The organism is Roseateles sp. P5_B10, assembly GCF_056400485.1.
The window spans coordinates 1-18,687 of sequence record NZ_JBFULE010000047.1 but is presented as its reverse complement, the minus strand read 5'-3'; the positions used below and the strand labels follow the sequence as shown (position 1 = coordinate 18,687).

At 67.8% G+C, this 18,687-nt stretch carries 18 protein-coding genes and 1 pseudogene; 9 read left to right on the top strand and 10 right to left on the bottom strand.

What is annotated here, in order from left to right; genetic code table 11:
• The 3 genes and pseudogenes from AC1DU6_RS05790 to AC1DU6_RS05780 form a co-directional block, all read left to right on the top strand.
• Positions 1-258, top strand: a pseudogene (locus AC1DU6_RS05790) (sensor histidine kinase); the annotation flags it as partial.
• A complete protein-coding gene (locus AC1DU6_RS05785; RefSeq protein WP_477856290.1) occupies positions 255-1,013 on the top strand; it encodes a LytR/AlgR family response regulator transcription factor in 759 nt (252 codons plus the stop codon). The pseudogene AC1DU6_RS05790 and the gene AC1DU6_RS05785, both read left to right, overlap by 4 nt.
• A gap of 107 nt (positions 1,014-1,120) precedes the next feature.
• Positions 1,121-2,839: a M14 family metallopeptidase gene (locus AC1DU6_RS05780; RefSeq protein ID WP_056200673.1), complete on the top strand. Its 1,719-nt coding sequence runs from the start codon at positions 1,121-1,123 to the stop codon at positions 2,837-2,839.
• A 157-nt stretch (positions 2,840-2,996) separates the two neighbouring features.
• Here the strand turns inward: AC1DU6_RS05780 and AC1DU6_RS05775 are convergent, their stop codons facing one another.
• From AC1DU6_RS05775 to AC1DU6_RS05765, 3 genes are all read right to left on the bottom strand, one after another.
• Complete coding sequence (locus tag AC1DU6_RS05775) at positions 2,997-3,782, bottom strand: PEP-CTERM sorting domain-containing protein (protein ID WP_477856289.1); 786 nt, start codon at positions 3,780-3,782, stop codon at positions 2,997-2,999.
• Between the two features lie 179 nt (positions 3,783-3,961).
• Complete coding sequence (locus tag AC1DU6_RS05770; protein ID WP_056200675.1) at positions 3,962-4,960, bottom strand: substrate-binding domain-containing protein; 999 nt, start codon at positions 4,958-4,960, stop codon at positions 3,962-3,964.
• 73 nt (positions 4,961-5,033) lie between these two features.
• Positions 5,034-5,900 (bottom strand): 23S rRNA (adenine(2030)-N(6))-methyltransferase RlmJ, encoded by an 867-nt coding sequence (locus tag AC1DU6_RS05765; RefSeq protein WP_056200679.1) that lies wholly within the window; start codon positions 5,898-5,900, stop codon positions 5,034-5,036.
• A 102-nt stretch (positions 5,901-6,002) separates the two neighbouring features.
• Here AC1DU6_RS05765 and AC1DU6_RS05760 point away from each other — a divergent pair, with 102 nt between their 5' ends.
• Positions 6,003-7,085, top strand: coding sequence for an alkene reductase (locus tag AC1DU6_RS05760; protein ID WP_477856288.1), 1,083 nt, complete (start codon positions 6,003-6,005; stop codon positions 7,083-7,085).
• A 79-nt stretch (positions 7,086-7,164) separates the two neighbouring features.
• On the opposite strand, the gene AC1DU6_RS05755 is transcribed toward AC1DU6_RS05760, so the two are convergent.
• The gene (locus AC1DU6_RS05755) at positions 7,165-8,295 is read right to left on the bottom strand and encodes a hypothetical protein (protein ID WP_477856287.1); all 1,131 of its coding nucleotides are present in this window, start codon (positions 8,293-8,295) and stop codon (positions 7,165-7,167) included.
• Positions 8,295-8,861: an MOSC domain-containing protein gene (locus AC1DU6_RS05750; protein WP_457389876.1), complete on the bottom strand. Its 567-nt coding sequence runs from the start codon at positions 8,859-8,861 to the stop codon at positions 8,295-8,297. The genes AC1DU6_RS05755 and AC1DU6_RS05750 overlap by 1 nt, the downstream gene beginning before the upstream one ends.
• A gap of 94 nt (positions 8,862-8,955) precedes the next feature.
• Between AC1DU6_RS05750 and AC1DU6_RS05745 the strand changes: the two genes are divergently transcribed.
• The 4 genes from AC1DU6_RS05745 (at position 8,956) to AC1DU6_RS05730 (ending at position 14,800) form a co-directional block, all read left to right on the top strand.
• On the top strand, positions 8,956-10,206 hold the full coding sequence (locus AC1DU6_RS05745) for a cation:proton antiporter (protein ID WP_082532833.1): 1,251 nt from the start codon (positions 8,956-8,958) through the stop codon (positions 10,204-10,206).
• Positions 10,203-11,318 carry a YbdK family carboxylate-amine ligase gene (locus AC1DU6_RS05740; protein ID WP_457352220.1) on the top strand — a complete coding sequence of 372 codons (1,116 nt, stop codon included), beginning with the start codon at positions 10,203-10,205 and terminating at the stop codon, positions 11,316-11,318. The genes AC1DU6_RS05745 and AC1DU6_RS05740 overlap by 4 nt, the downstream gene beginning before the upstream one ends.
• A 174-nt stretch (positions 11,319-11,492) precedes the next feature.
• A complete protein-coding gene (locus AC1DU6_RS05735; RefSeq protein ID WP_477856286.1) occupies positions 11,493-12,671 on the top strand; it encodes an MFS transporter in 1,179 nt (392 codons plus the stop codon).
• Positions 12,672-12,913: 242 nt separating this feature from the next.
• Entirely contained in the window at positions 12,914-14,800 is a 1,887-nt protein-coding gene (locus tag AC1DU6_RS05730) for a phosphoenolpyruvate carboxykinase (GTP) (protein ID WP_477856285.1), read from the top strand.
• A gap of 48 nt (positions 14,801-14,848) precedes the next feature.
• Here the strand turns inward: AC1DU6_RS05730 and AC1DU6_RS05725 are convergent, their stop codons facing one another.
• Together AC1DU6_RS05725 and AC1DU6_RS05720 are read right to left on the bottom strand one after the other, a co-directional pair.
• A complete protein-coding gene (locus AC1DU6_RS05725) occupies positions 14,849-15,067 on the bottom strand; it encodes a hypothetical protein (RefSeq protein ID WP_056200702.1) in 219 nt (72 codons plus the stop codon).
• Between the two features lie 98 nt (positions 15,068-15,165).
• Complete coding sequence (locus tag AC1DU6_RS05720; RefSeq protein ID WP_477856284.1) at positions 15,166-16,902, bottom strand: hypothetical protein; 1,737 nt, start codon at positions 16,900-16,902, stop codon at positions 15,166-15,168.
• A 158-nt stretch (positions 16,903-17,060) separates the two neighbouring features.
• On the opposite strand from AC1DU6_RS05720, the gene AC1DU6_RS05715 reads away from it, so the two are divergent.
• Positions 17,061-17,351 carry a hypothetical protein gene (locus AC1DU6_RS05715; RefSeq protein ID WP_235532035.1) on the top strand — a complete coding sequence of 97 codons (291 nt, stop codon included), beginning with the start codon at positions 17,061-17,063 and terminating at the stop codon, positions 17,349-17,351.
• On the opposite strand, the gene AC1DU6_RS05710 is transcribed toward AC1DU6_RS05715, so the two are convergent.
• The 3 genes from AC1DU6_RS05710 to AC1DU6_RS05700 all read right to left on the bottom strand — a co-directional run.
• Complete coding sequence (locus AC1DU6_RS05710; RefSeq protein WP_477856283.1) at positions 17,348-17,893, bottom strand: DUF924 family protein; 546 nt, start codon at positions 17,891-17,893, stop codon at positions 17,348-17,350. The genes AC1DU6_RS05715 and AC1DU6_RS05710 overlap by 4 nt on opposite strands.
• Positions 17,890-18,108 (bottom strand): hypothetical protein, encoded by a 219-nt coding sequence (locus AC1DU6_RS05705; protein ID WP_056200707.1) that lies wholly within the window; start codon positions 18,106-18,108, stop codon positions 17,890-17,892. The genes AC1DU6_RS05710 and AC1DU6_RS05705 overlap by 4 nt, the downstream gene beginning before the upstream one ends.
• A gap of 39 nt (positions 18,109-18,147) precedes the next feature.
• The coding region (locus AC1DU6_RS05700) for a hypothetical protein (protein WP_477856282.1) at positions 18,148-18,687 on the bottom strand (540 nt) is incomplete at its 5' end.

Here is an 18,687-nt window from a genome sequence, read left to right as displayed (position 1 = left end):
GTGCTGACCCTGGTGGAGAACGCCATCGCCCACGGCATCGAGCCGCAGCTGCGCGGCGGCCACCTGGAGATCGCTGCACGCCAGGAGGCCGGCCGCCTTGTGCTGACCATCAGCGACGACGGCCCCGGCCTCGCGCCCGGCTGGACCGAGAGCATCGGCCTGTCCAACACGCGCCGCCGCCTGGCTGCCGCCTTCCCCACCGCCACATTGACCTTGGCCGATGCCCATCCCGGCTGCGTCGCCACCCTGACCCTATGAACCCCACGACCGCCCTGATCGCCGACGACGAGGAAGCCCCGCGCGAGCAGCTGCGCGCGGCGCTCACCCGCCTCTGGCCCGAGCTGGACATCGTCGCTGCCAGCATGAATGGCGCCGAGGCCTGGGACGACTGCCTGGCCCATGAGCCGGCCATCGCCTTCCTCGACATTCGCATGCCCGGCCTGACCGGTCTGGAGGTGGCGCGCCGCCTGTCGGCGCTGGCCGCACCGCCGCTGATCGTCTTCGTGACCGCCTTCGACGACCAGGCCCTGGCGGCCTTCGATGCCGGCGCGGTGGACTATGTGCTCAAGCCCGTGGACGACATGCGCCTGGCCCAGACCCTCGCCCGCCTGCGTGCCCGCATCGCCCAGCCGGCGCCCGACACGGCGGCCCTGCAGCGCCTGCTGGCTGGTCTCGTGCCGCACAAGCCGGCACCGCGGCCCATCCAGGCCAGCGTCGGCCGCGAGGTGCAGCTGATACCGCCCGACGAGATCGTCTACTTCGAAGCCGATGCCCGCTATACCCGCGTCGTCCACCACGGCGGCGACGCGCTGATCCGCACGCCGCTGCGCGAGCTGCTGACCCAGCTCGACCCGGAGCAGTTCTGGCAGATCCACCGCAGCGTGCTGGTCAACAGCCGCTGCATCGCGCGCGCCATCCGCATCGACGAGGGCAGCATGGTCGTCACGCTGCGCGGCCGCGACGAGAAGCTGCCCGTGTCGCGCCAGTTCCAGGCCCTCTTCAAGGGCCAGTAAGCGCTGTCGCCCGGGCAAACCCTGGGGGAACAGGTCATGTCGAGTCAGACAATCCGCGCCACTCCAGATGCCCCTAGTTCTTGGGGTCACCCTCCCAGACCGCTGCCATGCCCCTGCCGCTGCCCAACCCGCGCTTCGACCACTTCTACCGCTACGACGAGCTGACGGCCCTGCTGTTCGCCTACGCCGAAGCCCGCCCCAACCTGGTGTCGGTGCGCTCGATCGGCAAGAGCTACGAGGGCCGCGACATCTGGGTCATCGTCGTCACGAACCTGGCCAGCGGCATGGACATCGACAAGCCGGCGATGTGGATCGACGGCAATATCCACGCGGCCGAGCTGACCGCGTCGACGACCTGCCTGTACTACGTGCACCACCTGCTGAAGGAGCACGGCGGCACGTCGGCCGAGGCCCAGCAGATCAACCGCCTGCTGGACACGCGCACCCTCTACATCGTGCCGCGCCTGAACCCCGATGGCGCCGAGCTGGCCCTGGCCGACCGGCCGCGCCACATCCGCAGCTCGACCCGGCCCTATCCCTACACCGAGGAAGCCGTCGACGGCCTGACCATCGAGGACGTCGATGGCGACGGCCGCATCCTGACCATGCGCGTGCCCGATCCGCACGGTGGCTACAAGAAGCACGCTGGCGACCCGCGGCTGATGGTGGCGCGCGAGCCCGGCGAGCAGGGCGGCGAGTACTACCGCCTCATCCCCGAGGGCTTCATCAAGAACCACGACGGGCTGACGGTCAAGGTCAACGCCGACCGCGAAGGCCTGGACCTGAACCGCAACTTCCCCGGCGAATGGCGCCAGGAGTTCCAACAGCTCGGTGCCGGCCCCTACCCGACCAGCGAGCCCGAGGTGCGGGCCATGGTGGACTTCATCACCCAGCATCCCAACATCGGCGCGGCCATCAGCTATCACACCCACAGCGGCGTCATCCTGCGCCCCTGCGGCACCCGCAGCGACAACGACATGACGCCCGAGGACCTGTGGTTGTTCCAGAACTTCTCGGCCCTGGGCGAGAAGCACACGGGCTACCCCGCCGTCAGCATCTACGAGGATTTCCGCTACCACCCCAAGGACGTCATCACCGGCACCCAGGACTGGGTCTACGAGCACCTGGGCGCGCTGTTCTGGGTCGTCGAGCTGTGGTCGCCAAGCAAGGAGGCCGGCCTCGAGGTCAAGAAGTTCATCGACTGGTACCGACAGCATCCGGTGGAGGACGACGTCAAGCTGCTGAAGTGGAGCGACGAGCAATGCGGCGGCAAGGCCCATGTCGAATGGACGCCCTTCCAGCATCCGCAGCTGGGTTCCGTGGAGATCGGCGGCTGGGACAAGATGAACTACTGGCGCAACCCGCCGCCGGCCCTGCGCGAGCGCGAGGCGGCGCGCTTTCCGGCCTGGATGACGCAGATCGCCATGAGCCTGCCCAAGCTGGAGCTGATCCGCACCGAGGTGCGGGCGCTGGGCCCCGACATGTGGCGGGTGCGCATGGCCGTGGCCAACGCCGGCTATCTGCCGGCCTATGTGACGCAGCGGGCGCTGGAGCGCAAGGCGGTGCGCGGCGTCATGTTCGAGATCCACATGCCCAGCGGCGACCCGGCCATCAGCCTCGTCAACGGCAAGGAGCGCATGGAAGGCCCGCAGCTCGAAGGCCACGCGCCCAAGCAGAGCCAGTTGGCCTTCCTGTTCAACAAGCAGCCCACGGGCGACCGCGCAGTGGCGGAGTGGGTGGTGCGCGCGCCGGTGGGGACGCGGCTGGCGCTTTCGGCGAGTGCGGAGCGGGCCGGGGTGGTGAGGACGGAGGTGGTGCTGGATTGACGAGAAGTCGCATCCCTGAGACCTTCGCATCAACGCTACATGCGGCGGCCAGTGCGCTTGCCGAGCGCGGAGAACGTGTCCTCCGCTCAGTTCTGAAATGCCGGCGAGCTCGGCACCGCAACGGCCAATGAAGCAGCAACTTGGGGGCGCGCCGAGCTCACTGCCGTTGCCGAATCACCAGCAAGCCCATCAGGCAAGCGCCACAAAAAAGCATTGACGTTGTGCCGGGTTCAGGAACTGGCGCCGCTTGCTGTTCAGCGTTCGCAAACATGGTTGTGTAAATGGTCTCCTCGCGCGACCACCCGTTTACAAACGTCACCGAGAGCGTCCTAGCTTCGGAAAAGGAAAAGGAGCCGCCTTCCTCATCTATTGACTTTTGCAAGACATCTGCCACAGGAAAATTTATCAGGGTCGAGACGTTGATGTATGCGGTGGCGAGAACCGTGTTGTGAAAGGTCTGGACGCCGGCAACTCCGGAGTTCGCTTGGAGTTTGGCATCCGCCGTAATTTCTAGTTTCGTGTTAGGCGACAGCGTGAATATCGAGTACGCCAACGCGTTCGCACCTGTCTCGTTAGGAGAATATGCACCTCCGCTGGCGCCAAGGGAAGACGACACGTGGCTTTCAAAACTGAGGCTGGCTAGACTGCTTGTATCGATCCGGAATTCCCCAGTTTGACCTTCGCTGATCAAGTTCCTTGAAAAGCTTGCCAAGRGCGCTTGAGTGCTCGCGGTAAGCTGGTCCGTCATGCCAGTGGGCGTAGTTGCCCAAAGCTTTCCGACCAGCTGGCCGCCAGCCAAAGTTATATACGGCGCAATACCGTCGCCAGGATTGAGGTCGACCAGTGTGAAGTGGAAATTGCTCAATGAGGCGCTTACCTGGACGTCTGCTCTGCACGTTAACGCAGCAAACATGACACCGCAGGCCGCGAGTATTTTGTTCATTTGAAGCTCCATTCAGCACCGGTAGTGGTGCTGTCGGACATTAGCGAGCTTTGGCTACCAGACGTACCCCTAGGGCGAGCCGGTCAAGCCAACTGGTGCGGGCACCGGTCGGGACGCGGCTGGCGTTTGTCGGCCAGCGCTGAGCGGGCTGGCATCATCCGGACCGAGGTCGTGCTGGACTAAGTACTGCGAACGACCAGTTCGGTCGGCATGATCTCGCTGGCGGCGGCCTGGCCGCCGATCAGGTCCAGCACCTTGCGCGCCAGCAGCACGCCGCCGTGATGCCAGTCCTGGCGCACGCTGGTCAGCGGCGGCGCAAAGCTCTGGGCGGCGGGCGAGTCGTCATAGCCGATCACCGAGACCGCATCAGGCACAGCCAGGCCGGCGTCGGTGAAGGCGCGCACAGCGCCCATGGCGAGCAGGTCGCTGGCGGCGAACAGACCGTCGGGCGCCTTGCCGCCTCGACCCAGGTTGGCGAGATGGGCCTGCACGGCCGTGAAGCCGGCGCCGAAGGTGAAGGCCGCCGGCGTCAACGTCTGGGTCTTGAGGCCGGCCTTCTTCAGCGCCTTGGCGAAGCCCTGCTGGCGGTCGCGGATCTCGGCATGGCGCACGTCACCGAGGAAGAGCAGCTCGCGCCGCTGCAGTGTGATGAGGCGCTCGGCCGCACAAGCGCCGCCATGGGCGTTGTCGCCGCCGACCACGACCGAGTCGCCGCGGCCATGCTCGGCTCCCCACACCACCATCGGCAGGCCCATCGCCGCAGCCGACTTCACCGCCGAGCCGTTGGCGCCCTGGCCCAGCAGGATGAGGCCGTCGGCGGACGCCGCCATGCCCTGGCCGGGGCTTTGCAGGGCCGACAGCAGCACGCTGTAGCCGCGCGAGGTCAGCTCCTGGGTGATGCCGCCGAGCAGCTGCAGCGGGTAGGCGTCGGTCATGGGACGGTCGGTGTCGGGCTGCATCTCCAGCATGACGGCGACCATGTGGCTGCGGCGCAGCCGCAGGTTGCGCGCATGGTGGTTGAAGCGGTAGCCGGCGGCTTCCGCCAGCGTCTTGATGCGCTCGCGCGTGGCCGGCGTGACCGAGGGGCTGTCGCGCAGCGCGCGCGAAACCGTGATCGTGGAGACGCCGGCCAGAGCGGCGATCTGCTCCATCGTGACGGGCTTGGACTCCGTCGTCATTGGTGCACCCTTCGGCCTACGGCCTGTCCCGCCAGGCGGGAGCGAGCTTGCTTGGGGCGGCCCGGCGCGGCGCTCATGCCACTTTCTGTTCCAGCACGTAGTTCGCGCCGTCGTACTGGCCCAGTCGCTCGACGAGCACCGGCAGGCATTCGGCCAGTTCGTCGTGCAGCGTGAACGGCGGGTTGGCGATGAACATGCCGCTGCCCAGCATGCCCAGGCCTTTGCCGTCCGGGCGGTCGGCGGGTTCGGCCACGGTCAGCCGCACATGCAGCCAACCCTTCTTGGCGGCGGCGTCGGCGCTGCCCTTCAGGCGCGCCGCGAGCTGGCTCGATTCGAGCAGCTGCAGCTGCGGGTACCAGATCATGATGACCGTGTCGGCGGCCCGCTCCAGCGCCTCGCGCAACGCCGAAAGCACCTTGCCGTAGTCGCTCTTGATCTCGTAGGACGGGTCCATCAGCAACGCGGCGCGGCGGGTGGGCGAGGGCAGCTCGGCCTTGATGGCGGCAAAGCCGTCGGTGTCGCGCACCTGCGTCTGCGCGCGGCCGTCGAGGTAGCTGGCCAGGATGCGGTGGTCGGTCGAGTGCAGCTCGTAGACGCGCAGCCGGTCGGTCTCGCGCATCAGCATGTTGGCGATGGCCGGCGAGCCCGGGTACTGGCGCAGCTGGCCGCCGGGGTTGAAGGCGCGCACCAGGTCGAGGTAGTCGGCCAGCGGTGCGGGCAGGTCCTTGCGGTCGTAGAGCTTGACGACGCCTTCGGCGTACTCACCCTTCTTCTGCGCATAGCGGCCTTCGACCGAGTAGCCACCGGCGCCTGCATGGGTGTCGATCAGCGTGTAGGGCTTGTCTTTCTCAGCCATGTAGCGCAGCACGCGCGTCAGCACGAGGTGCTTGAGGACGTCGGCATGGTTGCCGGCATGGAAGGCGTGGCGGTAGGCGAGCATGGCGCGATTGTCGCTAACACATCCGCCATCAACCCCACCGGGACGGGGAAAGTTGGCCCCGGCCAGACTTGCAACCATCCTTACCGGCCCTATTTCACCGCCATGCCTACCCTTTTCGACCCCATCCGCTTCGGCGACATCCAGCTTGCAAACCGCGTCGTCATGGCRCCGCTGACGCGCAACCGCGCCACCCGCCAGACCCCGCACGACCTCCACGTCGAGTACTACCGCCAGCGCGCCGGCGCCGGCCTGCTGATCACCGAGGCGACCCAGATCCGCCCCGATGGCCAGGGCTATTTCGACACGCCGGGCATCCACACGCCCGAGCAGATCGCCGCCTGGAAGCAGGTGACGGACGCGGTGCATGCCGAAGGCGGCAAGATCGTCGTGCAGCTCTGGCATGYGGGCCGCATCTCGGTGAACAGCCTGCAGCCTGGCGGCCAGCAGCCGGTGTCGTCCACCAACCGCGCCGCCAAGACCAAGACCTATGCGGCCTATGGCGAACTGGTGCCCACCGACGCGCCGCGAGCCCTGGCCACGCATGAGATCCCGCAGTTGATCGCCGACTATGTGCAGGCGGCCAAGAACGCCATCGCCGCCGGCTTCGACGGCGTCGAGATCCACAGCGCCAATGGCTATCTGCTCGACCAGTTCCTGCGCGACAGCGCCAACGACCGCAACGACGAATACGGCGGCTCCATCGAGAACCGCGCCCGCCTGCTGATCGAGGTCATGACGGCGGTGGCCGGCACCATCGGCGCCGGCCGCACGGCGCTGCGCCTGAGCCCGGTCACGCCGAGCAACGACATCGGCCAGGACAGCAATCCGCAGGCTCTCTTCAACTACGTGGCCAACCAGCTCGCGCCGCTGAAGCTGGCCTTCCTGGAGGTGGTGGAAGGCGCCACCGGCGGCGCACGCGACGTCGCGCCCTTCGATTACGCCGAGCTGCGCCGCCGCTTCAACGGCCCCTATATCGCCAACAACGGCTACGACCGCACCATGGCCCTGGACGCCGTCGCCAGCGGCAAGGCGGACGCGGTGGCCATTGGCCGGCCCTTCATCGCCAACCCCGACCTCGTCGAGCGCATCCGCGGCGACCTGCCCTGGGCCGCGCCGCAGAAGGAGACTTTCTACGGCGGCGGCGCCGAGGGCTACACGGACTACCCGGTGCTGAAGCGCGCCTGACCCATACGCCGCCGATATGGCGGCGCGCCGGTGCCGAGCTGCGACGACGCCAATGACCTGACGGCCGGCTTCAACGCCCTCAGGACTGGAAAGCGCCGGGGTGGCGCGCCGGCCCGTTGAGGGCCTGGCTGGTGTGAGGGTGGCGGTACTCGCGCGAAGGCGCGAGCTTCATGCCGCCCCCCTCGCCCGCGTCGGCAGCCTTGCCGCGCAGTGACGAATCGGGCTTGAGCCGGTAGTCGTCGCGCGCCGCGCGCACGAACTCATCCCAGTCGGCGTGGAAGTTGGCGCGCCGCGTCCAATGCCCCTCGGCCGCGAGCTGGGGGCCGCCGACGAGCAGGTTGTTGGCCAGCACGACCTCGGCCTGCGGCGGCGTCACGCGCAACCAGATGCCGCCGCTGGGCAGTTGGTCCACCAGCGTGTTGTTGACGAGGTAGAGGGCCTGCTTCTCCCATTTCGCACCCTCGACGCCGAAGGAAATGACGTGCGGGTTCTCCGTCATCGAGCTCTGCATGATGAGGTTGCCCATGACGACGGCAACGCCGCCATTGGGGAACTCCAGCTCATAGCTCGCGCGGCCACCGATCTCGTCGGACAGGCGGTTGTAGAGGATGCGGTTGAGGGCCGCGCGGCTCTTCAGCAGATGGCCATGCAGGCCGTGGTGGAAGTAGCTGCCGGTCACGGCCAGGCGCTTGATGGCGCCGACGTAGAGGTTGTGCGTCTTGCCCTCGCGCGGCAGGATGGGGCCGAAGTCGCAGTCGGCGATGTCGAGCTCGATGGCCTCATCGTTGGCGGTCAGCACGCCGTTCTCGTTGTCGCTGAAGGTGCAGTCCACCAGCGTCAGTGAACCGGCCTCGACGCGGATGCCGGCGCCGTTGCGATCGGGCACCGCGGCGCCGGTGAAATCGAAGCCTTCGATGCGCTGGCGCCGGCCGGTCGTCACGAACAGGCCCTTGCCCTGCGCGTGGGCGCCGGCCGCGACCAGCTTCACGCGGCCGCCGACGGCACGCAGCGTCAGCCCGTGCTGGGGCCAAGTGGCGACATCGGCCACGTACTCGCCCGCATCGACCTCGACGAGCATGCCGTCACGCGCTTGGCGGGCCGCGGCGGCCAGCGACTTGACGGCGCGCCTGGGTCCGACCTGCAGCACCGGGCCGGCATAGGCGGCAACGGGCGCCAACCCTGCCACGGCCAACAGCAGCCGGCGCCRCATTAGCCCTTCTTCTTCATTTTTGCCTTGAAGAGTTCGACGATGCCGACCTCGCGTGGCCCTGCTATCAACTCGAAGGCCTGGCCGGCCGCAATCGATCCCTCGCGCTTCACGGCAAGATAGAAGCCGCAGTAGCCGCTCTGCGCCATCAGCTTGGCGGCCTGGTTGAAGCCCATGTGCGCGTTGAACTTGAAGCAGGGGTAGCGCGGCTCGGACACGACGAGCTCGCAGTCCGGGAAGCGCAGCACATCGCCGATCCAGACCCTGCTTTCCAGCAGGCCCGTCAACGTCAGGTTCTCGCCGCAATCCCCCGGCTGCAGCGCGCCTTCCACCTTGGCCTGGCCGCGCACCGTCTGCCAGAAAGCGTAGTGCTCCTGGGGGTAGGCATAGACGGCCTTGCTCAAGCCGCCGTGCACGCTCAGGTCGGCCTGCTCGTCGCCGTCCAGGCCCAGGGGCCGGACATCGACGGGCCCCTGGCAGTGGCGCTTGCGAATGGCCGAATCCAGTACCTGGCCCGAGGTCGCAACAAAGTGTTCGACGCGGGCGGTGTTCACGCTGACGACTTGCATGGCGGCCATTGTCCAGGAGGCTTTCGGCATGTCGGCCTACAAGGGCGCGCCGACCGTGCGTCTAGGCTTCGGCCAAAACTTTTAGGGAGAGCCTATGAATGCACTAGACACCGGCGCGCGGGTCTGGGCCGGCTTGGCCGTTCCTCCGTCCAGCGCGCTGATGTTCGTCGTTGGCGTGCTGCTGGCCGGCGCTCTGGCCGGCGAATTCATCGCCGCGACGACGCGGCTGCCGCGCGTGGTCGGCTACACATTGGCAGGCTGCGTGGCCGCTGCCTTCGGCCACGGCGTTGCGATGCCGCTGGCCGGCGCGGCCCAGACTGTGACCGACCTGGCCCTGGGCCTGCTGTTGTTCGAGATCGGCAGCCGCGTGCACCTGCGCTGGCTGGTCCGCAACCCTGGCCTGGCGCTGACCAGCCTGGCCGAAGCCCTGCTCAGTGCGCTGGCGGTGGCCTTCGTACTGCGCCTGTTCGACCTCAGCTGGCAGACGGCCATCGCCTGCGCCATCCTGGCCATGCCGGCGCCCGCCGCCGTGTCGGGGCGCGTCGCGATGGAATTGGGGGCTGCGGGTCAAGTCACGCAGCGGGCTTCGTTGCTGACGGCCTTGAACACGCTGTACGCCGTTGTCGCGCTGATCCTGATGCGCACCTGGTGGGCGGCCGACGACGGCGGCAGCCTGTCGCAGGCGCTCGCTGGCCTGGCGATCTCGCTGCTGACGACACTGGGGCTGGCCGCGCTGCTGGCGGGCGCCGTCTACCTCGTCGCGCGGCGACTGGACCTGCGCAACGAGAGCGCCGTGCTGCTGCTGTTCGGCCTGGTCGCCTTCGCCATCGTCGCCGCGCGCGCCATCGGCGTGTCGACGCTGCTGATGCCGCTGCTGGCGGGCCTGCTGCTGCGCAACACCAGCGACCGGCCCTGGGTCTGGCCGCGTCACTTCGGCACCTCGGGCGGGGCGCTGGTGCTGATGCTCTTCGTCATCGTCGGCTCGGCCTGGTCGCCCAAGATCCTCGTCGCCGGCGGCTTCGCCGCGCTGGCGCTGCTGGCAGCCCGCTTCATCGCCAAGACCGTGGCCATCGTGGCGCTGGCGCCCATGGCCAAGGCCAGTTGGCGCCAGGGCCTGGCGCTATCGATCACGATGACGCCGCTGTCCGCGACCGCCCTGGTCATGCTCAGCGAGCTGATGCGCGCCGAGCCTGAACTGGCCGCTGGCGCCGTGCCCATCATCCTGGCCAGCATCGCCGTGCTGGAGCTGATCGGCCCCATCGCCGTGCAGTTCGCGCTGCGCCTGGCCGGGGAACTGCCGCCCGCGCCCAAGCGCGTCCCACGCAACAAGGAGGCCGTTGAATGAGCCTGGGTGATTTCTCCAAATCGCAGCCGCTCACCCTCGGTGTCGAGCTCGAACTGCAGATCGTCAACAGCGACGACTACGACCTCGCGCCTGTCTCGGGTGACCTGATGCGGCTGATGGAAAAGCGCAGCATCCCGGGCGACGTGAAGCCCGAGATCACCAGCAGCATGATCGAGCTGGCCACCGGCGTCTGCACGGGCTTCGGCCAGGTGCTGTCGGAGCTGGGCCAGATCCGCGACGCGCTGGTGGACTGTGCCGAAAAGCTGGACGTGAGTCTGTGCGGCGGCGGCACCCACCCCTTCCAGCACTGGAAGCGCCAGCGCATCTTCGAGACGCCGCGCTTTCATGAGCTGTCGTCGCTGTACGGCTACCTGTCCAAGCAGTTCACCATCTTCGGCCAGCATGTCCACATCGGCTGCCCGAGCGCCGACGAAGCCCTGGTGCTGCTGCACGGCATGAGCCGCTTCATCCCCCACCTGATCGCGCTGGCAGCATCGTCTCCGTTTGTGCAGGGCGAGGACACCGGCTTCGATTCGGCACGCCTGAACTCGGTCTTCGCCTTCCCGCTGTCGGGCCGTGCGCCGTTCGTGCAAACCTGGACCGACTTCGAGGCCTACTTCGCCAAGATGACCCGCACCGGCGTTGTCTCGGGCATGAAGGACTTCTACTGGGACATCCGCCCCAAGCCCGAGTTCGGCACCATCGAAGTCCGCGTGCTTGACACGCCGCTGACCATCGAGAAGGCGGCGGCCCTGGCCGGCTTCATCCAGTGCCTGGCGCGCTGGATCACGGTGGAGAAACCGTTCAAGCTCAGCGAAGACGATTACCTGCCCTACACCTTCAACCGCTTCCAGGCCTGCCGCTTCGGCCTGGACGGCACCTTCGTCGATCCCGAGACCGGTGACCACCGCGTGCTGCGCGACGACCTGATCCATGTGCTGACCAAGCTGGACACCCACGCCGGTGACCTGCACGCGGAAGCCGCGCTGCAATACATGCGCCGCGAGATCAACGGCATTGGCAATGACGCATCCTGGCTGCGGCGCGTCGAGGCCGAGAACCACCTGTTGCCCGAAGTGGTGAGGCGGGCGGCCAAACGCTGGCACGGCTGAGCGCCGGCGCTCGCAGCGAGCGGCGGCTCGCCATTGCAGACCGAACAGCGGACGCGCGGTGCCGTAGCGGATCTGCGCTGGCCGGGCGAACGCTGCCGCTCAATTGGTGCGGCCGGCCAAGGTGCTTCTCATGACAGCTGGCAACATCGCAGCTGCTCTTCGCAACCACCCCTCATGACCGACACCCCCGCCCGCACCCGCTGGGCCATCGTGCTGCTGCTGTGCGCCTGCGGCGTGCTGGCCGGCGGCCAGTTCGCCAAGATTTCCATCGAGTTCACGCGACTGCAGGCGGTCTACAACGCCTCGCCCGCCGGCATGGGCTTGCTGCTGTCGACCGTCGGCGTGGTGGGCCTGCTGTGCGGCGTCGTGGCGGGTTGGCTGGCGCCGCGGGTGGGCTATCGCCGCCTGCTGCTGATCGGCCTGGGCGGCGGCGCCTTGCTGTCGGCTCTGCAAGCGTTGCTGCCGCCTTTCGGCCTGTTCTGGGCCAGCCGTGTGCCCGAAGGCGCGGCCCATCTGGCCATCATGGTGGCCACGCCGACGCTGCTGATCCACGCCTGCGCGCCGCCACACCGCACCGCCGTCATGGGCCTGTGGGCCACGGTGGTGGGCCTGGCCTTCGCCGTGCTGGCCGGGCTGGATCGCCTGCTGCCCCAGGGCCTGGCGCCGCGCGAGACCCTCGCCGGGCATGCAATGTTGCTGGCCCTGGCGGCGCTGGCGGTGCGGCTGTGGGTGGCCGACGTCCGTGCGGCGCCCGCGCCGGTCATGGCGGGCGCGCGCGCCGGTGTGCTGGCCCTGCACCGCGAGGTCTATGCCGACCTGCGCACCGCGCTGCCCGGCCTGGCGTTCTTCTTCTATGCCTTCCCGACGATCGCGCTGATCACCTTCGTGCCCCGCTTCAGCGGCCAGGGTCAGGGCGGTTTTCACACGGTGCTGCCGCTGATGGCCACGGCGGGCACGCTGGCGGCAGGATGGGCCGCGCGGCGCTTCGAGGGCGGCTTGAAGCTGGTGCGCCTGGCGTACCTGGCTTTTGGCGCTGCGGCACTGGCGCTGACCGGAGCGGCGCTCATGGGCGCACCCACCGAGGCGCTGGCACTGCTGACGTTGACCTGCGCCGGCCTGGGCGGCGGCGCCGCGTCCACATTGATCCCGCAGCTCAACCCCACCCCGGCCCAGCAGGCTCGCGCTTCCGGCGTGCTGGTGCAACTGGGCAACCTGGGCTCGGTCAGTGGCCCGCCGCTGTTCGCGGCGCTGGCGGATCGCTTCGGCCTGGTGGGCCTGGCCGGCCTTGCTGCTTTGACGGCCACCGTGGCGTTGCTGGTGCTGGGGCGGCTGGGTACGCGACTCGAGGGCTGACGACCCAGGAAGTTGCGTCAAGTTTCACGCACTCTTCGCGCAAACCCTAGCCCCACTTCGCCACCGCCGTGAGCCGCGCGGCCGCGCTGGCATGGTGTTATTCCTGTTTTGCATGACCCCCACCGATCCCGGTGGTTACGGCGTGATTACATTGGATTCGACAATCCACCTCCTCAGGTTCGGTGTGCTTGGGCCAGCTCGCCAGCTGCCCCAAACACATTCCCATGATTGGAGCTTTCGCCATGAACCAACCCGCCATGCAGGGGCTGCGGCTGAACCTGCCCGCCTATGTCAAAAACGCCCGGCTGATTGCCTGGGTGGCCGAGATCGCGGCGCTCACGGAGGCCGCCGACGTCTATTGGTGCGACGGCAGCGCCGACGAATACCAGCGGCTGTGCGATCAGCTCGTCGCCACCGGTACCTTCAAGAAACTCAACCCCGAGCTGCGCCCTGGCAGCTACCTGGCCAACTCGGACCCAAGCGACGTCGCCCGCGTCGAGGACCGCACCTTCATCTGCTCCGCCAAGAAGGAAGACGCCGGCCCGACCAACAACTGGATGGCTCCGGCCGAGATGCGCAGTTTGCTGCAGACCGGTCAAGCTGACGGAACCCCGGCCCTCTTCAAGGGCTGCATGCGCGGCCGCACCCTCTACGTGGTGCCCTTCAGCATGGGGCCGCTGGGCAGCCCGATCGCCCACATCGGCGTGGAACTGAGCGACAGCCCCTACGTCGCAGTCAACATGCGCACCATGACGCGCATGGGCCGCGCCGTCATCGAGCTGCTGGGCACGGATGGCGACTTCGTGCCTTGCGTGCACACCGTGGGCGCACCGCTGGCAGAAGGCCAGGCCGATGTGAGCTGGCCCTGCAACAAGACCAAGTACATCGTCCATTTCCCTGAAACGCGCGAGATCTGGAGCTATGGCTCGGGCTACGGCGGCAACGCGCTGCTGGGCAAGAAGTGCTTCGCGCTGCGTATCGCGTCCACCATGGGCCGCGACCAAGGCTGGCTGGCCGAGCACATGCTGGTGCTGGGCGTGGAGAACCCGCAAGGCAAGAAGTACCACGTCGCAGCCGCCTTCCCGAGCGCCTGCGGCAAGACCAACTTCGCCATGCTGATCCCGCCCGCCGCCTTCGACGGCTGGAAGATCACCACCATCGGCGACGACATCGCCTGGATCAAGCCGGGCACCGACGGCCGCCTGTACGCGATCAACCCCGAGGCCGGCTATTTCGGCGTCGCCCCGGGCACCAACTCGCATACCAACCCCAACTGCATGGACAGCCTGGAGCGCGACGTGATCTTCACGAACGTSGCGCTGACCGACGACRRCGACGTCTGGTGGGAAGGCATGACGGACACACCGCCCGCCCACGCCATCGACTGGCAGGGCAAGGACTGGACGCCCGCGATCGCCAAGGAAACCGGCGCCAAGGCCGCTCACCCGAACGCCCGCTTCACCGTGGCTGCGACCAACAACCCGGCGCTGGACGCCAACTGGGACAACCCCGCCGGTGTGGCCATCGACGCCTTCATCTTCGGCGGCCGCCGCTCCACCACGGTGCCGCTGATGACCGAGGCGCGCGACTGGACTGAGGGCGTCTACATGGCCGCGACCATGGGCAGCGAGACCACCGCCGCCGCCGCCGGCCAGCAGGGCATCGTGCGCCGCGACCCTTTCGCCATGCTGCCCTTCATGGGCTACAACATGGCCGACTACTTCCAGCACTGGCTGGACCTGGGCGCCAAGCTTGAAGCCTCGGGCGCCAAGCTGCCCGCCATCTACTGCGTCAACTGGTTCCGCAAGGGTGCCGACGGCAAGTTCGTCTGGCCCGGCTACGGCGAGAACATGCGCGTGCTGAAGTGGATGCTGGACCGCCTGGAAGGCCAGGGCGGTGGCAGCGAACACGTGTTCGGCGTGTCGCCCGGCTATGCCGACCTGAACTGGGACGGCCTGGACTTCTCGCCGGAGAAGTTCGACACCGTGACCCGCATCGACGTCGCCGAATGGCAGGCCGAGATGAAGCTGCACGACGAACTGTTCGCCCAACTCGCCTTCCACCTGCCCGCCGCGCTGCCGGCCGTCAAGGCGCGCATCGAAGAGCGCCTCGCGAAAGAGGCGGGCTGACCGTTTCTCTTCGGCAGCATCAGCATGGGCGCCTTCGGGCGCCCGTTTTTATCTCCGGCTGCCGAACACCAGCAGCAAGCCGCCGATGGCGATGGCGCCCACGCCCAGCCATACCGGCACATTGACCGTTTCCTTCTCCTTGGCCGAGACCTCCAGCGAGCCGAGCTTCACGACGGTCTTGTCCTTGGTGTAGCTGAAGCCGCCCATCGCGAGGCTGGCCGCGCCGATGACGAGCAGCAGGATGGCAATGATCTTGGTGGCACCMATGGCGCTCTCCTTGGTTTGAGATGGGCCCAGGCTAAGGTCGGCAGCATGTGACAAACAGTGTCCGACAGCGCGATGCACTGTCGGACGATGCCGACACCTCAGGGATAGTCCTTCAGCGTCGCCGTATTGCTGCCGCCCTGACAGCGCGCCGAGTCACCCGCGTCGTTGATGACGCGCTCGATGCTGCCCTTGTCCACCAGGCAGACGGTGATCATGTGGCGCAAGCGCACGCCGGGCGCTTTTGTTGGATTTGGCACCTCGAAGGCGCGGTCCAGCACAACGTCGGGCTTCAGGAAGACGCTGTAGGCACCCAGGCCCCAGGCCTCGTGGCGTGTCACCGTGTCGGCCACCTTGTACGCCGCATAGCCGCGGCCGGTCGGGCTCGTCCACTGGCTTTGCGTCGGCGGGTCATACGGGATCTCGGACTGGTAGAAATAGACGCGCCCGCCATTGCCCTGCCAGACGACCTGCTCCTTCTGGAAGTGCTCGACAAAAAGGCCATAGATGGTCACGTCCTCGCCGTTGACCCACAGGCCGTGGGCGGACGGGTTGCTGGTCCAGCCGACACCCTCGCCATGGTCAGCGCGCCAGATCCACGTGTGGTCGACCAGGGTGTCATGCGCATTGATGYGCAAGGCCGTGTCCACCTGCCCGGCCGCCGCGCCGCCGATGCGGAAGAACAGGTCGTGCAGCACGATGGGGTCGGCTTTGTGACGCTTCCTTGAGCCGGCCGGCGCCACCTCCATCAGCACGCCAGAGTCCTGCTTGCCGGCGTCGAGGAACAGGCCCGAGATCGTCAGCCCGTCCATGTCCGCCGTCTTCACCAGCGGCTGGCCGTTGTCCGAGCGCAGCGTCGGGAAGCCGATGCCCAGCACCACCGTGCCGGAACGCTTCACCTGCAGCGTCTGCGTCAACAGGTACTCACCCGGCGTGAACAGCAGGTGCTTGCCGGCGGCCAGCTGGGCGTTCAGCGTCGCCGCTGTGTCGCCGGGTTTGGCGATGAAGAACTGGCCGATGGGCAGCGTCTTGCCGGGCGCCACGGCGCCATTCGCCCACGAGATGCCCGCGCTGTCGCGCCGCAAGGCAGGCACTCGCACGGCGTACTGCCCCTTGGCATCGATGAAGAGCCAGGGCTTCTCGCGCACCAGGGGCGTCTTCGCAATCTTGGTGAAGCGCTGGCCTGGCGTCGGAAATTCACCGTCGGGTGCGCCAGCCACGCCGACGAAGACCATGTTCCAGTTCGAACCCGTCCAGCTGCCCCACTGGCTGTTGCGCGAGATCCATTGCTGCTGCGTGGCCGAGCTGACCTGGCCATCCACCAGCACGTCCGAGAACCAGCCGCCGCTGGCCCAACCCTTGTTCTGGTTCAGCCGGATGTTGCCGCGCACATGCATGCGGCGGAACGGGATGGCCTGGGACACGGCCCATTGCATGGTGTTGTCGCCGATGCCCAGCGTCGGCGTCACTGAGAAGTTCTCGGCACCGCGCCAGAAGTTCTGCGTCGCGTTGTCGCCATCCAGAAAGGCCGTTGAGCGCAGGTCGCCGATGACGTGGACGTCGTCCGGATGCGCCCCCAGGCCCAGCACGTGCGTGTAGAAGCCCACCGGAATGCGCAAGTCCTGGTAGGTGCCCGGTTTGAGCAGGATGGCGTCGCGACGCGGGCCGAAATGGTTGGGCTGCTGGGCGGCGTAGATGCCGTCGATCAGCGCCTGCAGGCCCGGCGTCGCCGGGTCGACGACATGCACGTTGGGGCCGAAGTCCGGCACCTCAACCGCCAGAGCCGGAGCCGCCAACCCCACGGCCAGCACGGCCACCATCGCTCGCTTGCACTGCATGTCTCTTCCTCGCCAGGTCTCTGGTTGTCGATGCTTGGAATCGGTTCCACTTCCCGTATTGGATCATGTCCAAGCCACCTGGTCTTCCGGGTTGCTGAGGCGGCAGGCGGCGCACAATGGCGGCACTTGAGCAGCCTGCAACCAGGCGAGGAGGCCAGATGAGCCAGGGCTTCGGTCACGAATTGCCGTCACGGCACAACCAGCAGGAGCACCGTCAGGTCTCCCGCTACCTGATCGTCATCGCGTCAAGCGGCGGCCCGGTCGCCAAGCTCTTTCTGGACAGCCGCGAACAGGTGGGCGAATTCGATGCCAGCACCGAAGAGGTCGCCGTCATGACGCGCAACGCGTCGTCGTCGACGGGCGCTTCGGGCCCCGAATGGAACAAGGCCCTCGCTGGCCACAGCGCCGAGGAGCGCGCGGCCGCGACGGTCTACCTGCTCGACGTCTAGAAGCTCGACCCCGGCTGCTTCAGGAAGGCTTCTTCCTCGGCCGTCGACGCGCGGCAAAGGATGGTGTTGCGGTGCGGGTAGCGCCCGAAACGGTCGATGATGGCCTTGTGCCTGAGCTCGAAGTCGTGCGTGCCCTGCGGCGCGCGTTCCTTCATCAGCGGCTCGCCCGCCGCGTGGATGGCGGCGGATTCGCTGTGCATATAGGGCATGAAGAGGAAGGCGCGCTGTTCGACCGGCAGGGCCAGGTCAGCACCGGCAGTGACGGCCTCCTGCGCCAGCGCGAGGGCCAGCGGATCGGCCGCGAAGGCGCCGGGCGTGCCGCGGTGGATATTGCGGGCGAACTGGTCCAGCACGATGACCTCGGCGAGCCGACCTTCGGGCACCGCGCGCCAGGCAAAGAGTTCGCAGCGCTTGGCCTGTTCGTGCAGGGCGCCGAAGCGCGTGCGGACCTGCTCGTCGAAAGCGGTGTCCACCGTCCACCACTGCGCAGGCTTGATCTCCTGGAACCAGAAGCGAAGGATGTCGTCAGGCGTGGCCCTCATTTGCGCCCGCCAAACACCAGCAGCAAGCCGCCGACCGCAATTGCGCCCACGCCCAGCCACACCGGCAGATTGACTTCCTCCTTCTGCTTGGCCGACAGCTCCAGCGGCCCGAGCTTCACGACGGTGCTGTCCTTGGTGTAGCTGAAACCGCCAGTGGCCAGGCTGGCGGCGCCGGCGATGAGGAGGAGTACGCCGACGATCTTGGCGAAGTTCATAACAGGGCTTCCATGGGGTGAAGACCCAAGCTTAGAGCCTCACCACGCGTAGCTCGCCCCCAGCAACCCGTAGTTCACGCCTCCCTGGGGCCCGCGGCTGCGGCCGACGCCTGGCGTGACGGTCCAGCCAGCCCCCGCGGCGATGGCTGCCTTCATCTGCACGCTGCGCAGGTTGCCGCCATCGTGCAGCCGGTCCTGCATCACCTCGCCGTTCAGCGCCACGCGCTCGCTGACGCGGTAGGTGGCGCCGAGCTGGTGGCTGCGGTCCAGCGCCGCCTCGTCGCGGTTGATGGCCGTCACGCGATTGCCCAGCAGCGGCACACCGGCCAGCAGGCCGCCGCTGTTCGTCGCTTGCGTCGTGCTCGTCGTGTAGCGGTTGCGCATGACGGCGCCGTAGACGCTCAGGCGCGGCGTGACCGCCACCGCGCCGTGCACGCCCACGCCATGGCCCCGCAGGCGCTGCTCGACCGGCGTGGCCGCGCCGCCGCCTGACGCCACCGTGCCCCGCGCACGGGCGCTGCGCTTCACCGCATCGACACCGACGTTGACGCCCTCCGCCGGCCGCCAGTCCACCGCTGT

What these genes read in the sequence shown, in the direction of transcription:
- AC1DU6_RS05785 (WP_477856290.1), top strand. Translation starts at nt 255, where the DNA reads ATGAACCCCACGACCGCCCTGATCGCCGACGACGAGGAAGCCCCGCGC.
- AC1DU6_RS05780 (WP_056200673.1), top strand. Translation starts at nt 1,121, where the DNA reads ATGCCCCTGCCGCTGCCCAACCCGCGCTTCGACCACTTCTACCGCTAC.
- AC1DU6_RS05770 (WP_056200675.1), bottom strand. Translation starts at nt 4,960, where the DNA reads ATGACGACGGAGTCCAAGCCCGTCACGATGGAGCAGATCGCCGCTCTG.
- AC1DU6_RS05765 (WP_056200679.1), bottom strand. Translation starts at nt 5,900, where the DNA reads ATGCTCGCCTACCGCCACGCCTTCCATGCCGGCAACCATGCCGACGTC.
- AC1DU6_RS05750 (WP_457389876.1), bottom strand. Translation starts at nt 8,861, where the DNA reads ATGCAAGTCGTCAGCGTGAACACCGCCCGCGTCGAACACTTTGTTGCG.
- AC1DU6_RS05745 (WP_082532833.1), top strand. Translation starts at nt 8,956, where the DNA reads ATGAATGCACTAGACACCGGCGCGCGGGTCTGGGCCGGCTTGGCCGTT.
- AC1DU6_RS05740 (WP_457352220.1), top strand. Translation starts at nt 10,203, where the DNA reads ATGAGCCTGGGTGATTTCTCCAAATCGCAGCCGCTCACCCTCGGTGTC.
- AC1DU6_RS05735 (WP_477856286.1), top strand. Translation starts at nt 11,493, where the DNA reads ATGACCGACACCCCCGCCCGCACCCGCTGGGCCATCGTGCTGCTGCTG.
- AC1DU6_RS05715 (WP_235532035.1), top strand. Translation starts at nt 17,061, where the DNA reads ATGAGCCAGGGCTTCGGTCACGAATTGCCGTCACGGCACAACCAGCAG.
- AC1DU6_RS05710 (WP_477856283.1), bottom strand. Translation starts at nt 17,893, where the DNA reads ATGAGGGCCACGCCTGACGACATCCTTCGCTTCTGGTTCCAGGAGATC.
- AC1DU6_RS05705 (WP_056200707.1), bottom strand. Translation starts at nt 18,108, where the DNA reads ATGAACTTCGCCAAGATCGTCGGCGTACTCCTCCTCATCGCCGGCGCC.